General features: G+C 67.4%; 5 protein-coding genes. All 5 read left to right on the forward strand.

Translation table 11 applies throughout. The features are described from left to right. Positions 1-639: SAM-dependent methyltransferase (locus B2W70_RS00270; RefSeq protein ID WP_286741908.1), on the forward strand; the 639-nt coding region annotated here is incomplete at its 5' end. Between the two features lie 110 nt (positions 640-749). Further along, entirely contained in the window at positions 750-1,685 is a 936-nt protein-coding gene (gene lpxC / locus B2W70_RS00275) for a UDP-3-O-acyl-N-acetylglucosamine deacetylase (RefSeq protein WP_286741909.1), read from the forward strand. An 8-nt stretch (positions 1,686-1,693) separates the two neighbouring features. Next, positions 1,694-1,879 carry a hypothetical protein gene (locus B2W70_RS00280; protein WP_058088464.1) on the forward strand — a complete coding sequence of 62 codons (186 nt, stop codon included), beginning with the start codon at positions 1,694-1,696 and terminating at the stop codon, positions 1,877-1,879. Positions 1,880-2,010: 131 nt separating this feature from the next. Further along, positions 2,011-3,906, forward strand: coding sequence for a propionate--CoA ligase (locus B2W70_RS00285; RefSeq protein ID WP_286741911.1), 1,896 nt, complete (start codon positions 2,011-2,013; stop codon positions 3,904-3,906). 105 nt (positions 3,907-4,011) lie between these two features. Beyond that, the coding region (locus B2W70_RS00290; protein WP_286741912.1) for a hypothetical protein at positions 4,012-4,294 on the forward strand (283 nt) is incomplete at its 3' end.

A 4,294-nucleotide genomic window follows, 5' to 3' on the forward strand; every position in this document is an offset into this window, starting at 1 on the left:
GTGTCGCTGGCCGAGCTGCCCCCCACCCAAGACGTGGTTGGCACCCCAAGCGCCCCGACTCAGCCCACCCTGTGCTGGGCCGACCGCCCAGCCCCCGAAGGCGCCCGCCCCCCGACCGAGCACCCCGATGCCGCCTACGCCCCCGGCACCGTCACCGAGACCCACGGCCAGGCCGAGGCCTTCGTGACCACCCTGGCCCAACGCATGACCCAAGGCGCGGCCTTTTTCCTGGACTACGGCTTCCCCGAGCGCGAGTACTACCTGCCCGACCGACGTGGCGGCACCCTGATGTGCCACCACGCCCACACCGCCGACCCGGATCCGCTGGCCATGGTCGGCGACAAAGACATCACCACGCACGTGAACTTCACCGGCATCGCCCTGGCGGGTCAGGAGGCGGGTTGGGAGGTGCTGGGCTACACCAGCCAGGGTCGCTTCTTGACCAACTGCGGCCTGGGCGAAGCCATGGCGCGCTGCGGCCAGGCGTCGACAGCGGCGGAGGTCAAGGCCCGTGCCGCCCTGCAGATGCTGGTCGCCGAGCACGAAATGGGCGAGCTCTTCAAGGTCATCGGCTTCGTCAAAGGCCCGTGGTTCGACGCCATCGGCTTTCAGCACGGTGATCGCACGCACACGCTGTGAACCCATCTGAGCTCGCTGCGCCCCGGGGCTGGCGCGATGGCGTTTTTCAATCGCCGGGATAGGCGGACGGGGTGTGCACGTTTGCTGCATCGCAGCGATAATCCACCCCCATGCTGCAACAACGCACCCTCAAGTCCCTGACCCGCGCCGTCGGCGTCGGCCTGCACAGCGGCCAGCGCGTCGAATTGACGCTGCGCCCCGCCGCGCCCGACACCGGCATCGTCTTCCGTCGGGTGGACCTGGCCCAGCCGGTGGACATCCCCGTCAAGGCCGAGTCGGTGTGCGACTGCCGCATGGCCACCACCATCTCGCCCGGTGGCGATCCGGGCGCGCCCAAGGTCAACACCATCGAGCACCTGATGTCGGCCTGCGCCGGCCTGGGCCTGGACAACGTCTACATCGACATCACCGCCGAAGAGGTGCCCATCCTCGACGGCTCCTCGGCCGCCTTCGTGTACCTGCTGCAAAGCGCCGGCATCGAGCTGCAAAAAGCCCCCAAGAAGTTCGTGCGCGTGCTCAAGCCCGTCGAGGTGCGCGAGGGCGAAGGCCGCAACCTGAAGTGGGCCCGCCTGGAGCCCCACCACGGCTACAAGCTGGCCTTCGAGATCGACTTCGACCACCCCGCCGTCGACCAGACCGGCCAGCGCGTCGAGTTCGACTTCAGCTCCGGCAAGTACAAGCAGGACATCGCCCGCGCCCGCACCTTCGGCTTCACCAAGGACGTCGAGATGATGCGCTCGCGAGGCCTGGGCCTGGGCGCCTCGATGGACAACGCCATCGTGGTCGATCGCTACCGCGTGCTCAACAGCGACGGCCTTCGCTACGACGACGAGTTCGTCAAGCACAAGATCCTCGACGCGATCGGCGACCTCTATGTCGTCGGTCACCCGCTGCTGGCCTCGTACACGGCCTTCCGCTCGGGCCACGCGCTCAACAACCAGTTGCTGCGCGCCCTGCTCGAACAACCTGACGCCTACGAGATCACCAGCTTCGCCGACGAGCGTCAGGCCCCGCGTGGCATGGCCGAGCTGGCCCCGGCCTGGTGAGGCCGGCCATGGTGCTCTTTCGCTTCCTGGCCGTTGCACTGGCCCTGGGCTTTTTGCTCAACATGGCCGTCTTCACCGTCACCAAACAGGTCGTCTGGCGCCAGCGGGCCATGTTGTGCCTGAAATGGGGTGTGGTGCTCGGCCTGTGCTTCTTTGGTTTGATCATCCTCAGGCGCGCAGCGGTCTTCATCTGAACGGCCGATGCCGGTGAGGCGCGCTCGGTTTGAACGCGGGGGTATCCCCCCTGTTCAAGGGGGTATTCGTGACACTAGCATGTCCACAAATCCAAACAAAAAACCGCTTTCACCCCCTGCGAGCGCGCCCCATGACCTACGCAGACCTGCACCAACGGTCCTTGCACGATCGCGACGCCTACTGGCGCGAACAGGCCCAGCGAATCGACTGGCACCGCCCCTTCCACAAGGTCTGCGACACCAGCCACCCGCCCTTTGCGAGGTGGTTCGTCGGCGGGCAACTCAACCTGTGCCACAACGCCGTTGACCGGCACGTGCCACACCGCCCCGACCAGCCCGCGCTGATCGCCATTTCCAGCGAAACCAACACCGAGCGCACGCTGAGCTACGGCCAGCTCTACGTCGAGGTGCAGCGCATGGCCGCCGTGCTGCGCAACCAGGGCGTGGGCAAAGGCGACCGCGTGCTGATCTACATGCCCATGATCGCGGAAGCGGTCATCGCGATGCTGGCGACGGTGCGCCTGGGCGCCATCCACTCGGTGGTGTTCGGCGGTTTCGCGGCCCACTCCCTGGCCAGTCGCATCGAGGACGCCACCCCGAAGGTCATCGTCTCGGCCGACGCGGGCTCGCGTGGCGGCAAGGTCATCCCCTACAAGCCCTTGCTCGACGAGGCCCTGCACCTGAGCCGCCACAAGGCCGACAAGGTGGTGATGGTGCACCGCGGCTTGGCCCCGGCCGGGATGGTCAAGGACCGCGACATCGACTACCGGGCCGCGCGCCTGGAGGTCATGGACGAGGTCGTGCCCTGCACCTGGGTCGACGCCAACCACCCCAGCTACACGCTCTACACCTCGGGCACCACGGGCAAGCCCAAAGGCGTGCAGCGCGACACCGGCGGTCACGCCGTGGCGCTGGCCGCGTCCATGGACCAGCTGTTCTGCGGCAAGCCGGGCGAAACCTTTTTCTGCACCAGCGACATCGGCTGGGTGGTGGGCCACAGCTACATCGTCTACGGCCCGCTGCTGGCCGGTATGAGCACCATCGTCTACGAAGGCCTGCCCATCCGGCCCGACGCCGCCATCTGGTGGAAGCTGGTCGAGCAGCACCAGGTCAGCGTCATGTTCTCGGCGCCCACGGCCGTGCGCGTGCTCAAGAAGCAGGACCCGGACTGCCTCAAGCGCCACGACCTCTCCAGCCTCAAGCACCTGTTCCTGGCCGGCGAGCCGCTGGACGAGCCCACGGCGAAGTGGATCAGCGACGCCATCGGCAAGCCCATCATCGACAACTACTGGCAGACCGAAACGGGCTGGCCCATCCTGAGCGTGCCGCGCGGCATCGACCCGTCGCTGCAGACGCGCTTCGGCTCACCTGGTTTTGCCATGCCCGGCTACGACGTGCGCCTGCTTGACGACCAAACGGGCGAGGTGCTCACCCAGCCCGACCAGAAGGGCGTGCTCACACTCGGCTACCCCTTGCCGCCCGGCTGTCTGCAGACCGTGTGGGGCGACGACCAGCGCTTCGTCAAAACCTACTGGAGCAGCTTCGCCAACCAGCAGGTCTACAACACCTTCGACTGGGGCATCCGAGACGCCGACGGCTACCACTTCATCCTGGGCCGCACCGACGACGTCATCAACGTGGCCGGGCACCGCCTGGGCACGCGCGAGATCGAAGAGGCCGTCAGCGCCCACCCGGCCGTCGCCGAGGTGGCCGTGGTGGGCGTGGCCGACGAGCTCAAGGGCCAGGTCGCGCGCGCCTTCGTGGTCTGCCGAGACCCGGCCCGCGTGGCCGACGAGGCCGGGCGCAAGGCCCTCGAAGCCGAGGTGATGCAAACGGTCGATCAGCAGATCGGCGCCGTGGGCCGGCCCGCGCGCGTGCATTTCGTGAACGTGCTGCCCAAAACCCGCTCGGGCAAGCTGCTGCGCCGCGCCATCCAGGCCGTGTGCGAGGGCCGCGCCACGGGCGACCTCACCACCATCGAGGACCCGGCCGCCATCGCGGCCCTGCTGGAAGCCGTCCAGCGCTGACCCCCTGGTTCACGTGGCATCGGCCATCTGACCCCTTCTTGGAACACTTGTTGCGTTTTACAGTCCCGCCTGTTTCGCGAACAAGATTCGAAAAGGGAGTTCGAGATGAGCCGTCACCCGACGCGCTGGCTGCTTGGCGGCCTGTTGACCGTGTCCGCATTGTTGTCCGCATGCGGCGGTGGCGGTGACGACAGCGAACGAACCAATCTGCTCACCGTGAACCAGGGCACTGCCCGGGTGCCCGCCGGCAACTATGCCTTGGACATGAGCGACGTGGCGGCCGCTCCCGCGCGCATCGCCACGGCGGGCCAGGTGATCGAAGGCCTCACCCCGGAGCACGCCGATTTCGATTTCTTCGTCCTGTTCCGCGTGGACGACCCCAGCAAAT

The organism is Aquabacterium sp. UBA2148, from assembly GCF_002328915.1.
Classification (GTDB): domain Bacteria; phylum Pseudomonadota; class Gammaproteobacteria; order Burkholderiales; family Burkholderiaceae_C; genus Aquabacterium; species Aquabacterium parvum.